Annotated in this window: 1 protein-coding gene; it reads right to left on the bottom strand. The window is 68.3% G+C overall.

Going from position 1 to position 1,014, the window contains the following annotated elements; all coding sequences use genetic code 11:
- Window positions 1-999, bottom strand: a 999-nt coding sequence (locus ACIRHA_RS43160; protein ID WP_403857735.1) for an acyltransferase domain-containing protein, incomplete at its 3' end; no start/stop codon positions are given.
- Window positions 1,000-1,014: the final 15 nt, after the last annotated feature.

Consider the following 1,014-nt stretch of genomic DNA (forward strand, 5'->3'; position numbering starts at 1 on the left):
CTGGCCCGGCCGGTCGTCGAACGAGCCGGCCCAGTCGACCGCGACGCCCCGGGTCCAGGCCTCGGCCAGCGAGGTCGTGAACCGCTCAGTGCCGCCTTCCTTACGACGCAGCGTGCCCACCGTGACAACAGCCGCCCCCACCTCCTCGGCCGTCTGATCGACCGCCAAGGTCAACACCGGATGCGCACTGGCCTCGACAAAAGTGCGATACCCCTCACCGATCAGCCCGCGCACCACCGGCTCGAACAGCACCGGACGGCGGCAGTTCTCATACCAGTACCCCGCATCCAGCTCACTGCCGTCCAGAACCGTCCCAGTCACCGTCGAATACATCGGAACCCGACCACGCCGCGGCCGCACAAACGACAAAAGCTCCCCCAGCCGCTCCCGCAACGGCTCCACCTGAGCACTGTGCGAGGCCACCGTCGCCGGAATCACCCGCGCCCGCACCCCCTCCGCCGTCAACCCCGCAACTAGCTCCTCCAACTCCCGCGGCGCACCCGCCACCGTCGTCAACGACGGCGCGTTCACCCCCGCAACCGACAACACACCCCCCAAAGCGGCAAGCCGCTCCTCCACCTCCTCCCGCGGCAGCGACACCGACGCCACCAGACCACGCCCCACCAGACGCTCCGCGAACAACCGCGACCGCACCACGATCAGACGAGCCCCGTCCTCCAACGTCAGAGCACCCGCGACCACAGCCGCCGCCACCTCACCCTGCGAATGACCCACCACCGCGTCCGGAACCACACCACGCGACTCCCACAAACGCGCCAGCGCCACATGCACAGCGAACAGAACAGGCTGCACCACCTCGATACGCTCCAAGGTCAACTCCCGCTCCACCCCCCGCAACACGTCCTCAACCCGCCACCCGACAAACCGCTCAACCGCCGCAGCCGCCTCCCGCAACAACCCCGCGAACACCCCATCCGTGTCCAGCAACTCCACCGCCATCCCCGCCCACTGCGAACCCTGACCAGGGAAAACAAACACACGACGACCGGAAGG

Source organism: Streptomyces sp. NPDC102360 (assembly GCF_044766085.1).
GTDB lineage: Bacteria > Actinomycetota > Actinomycetes > Streptomycetales > Streptomycetaceae > Streptomyces.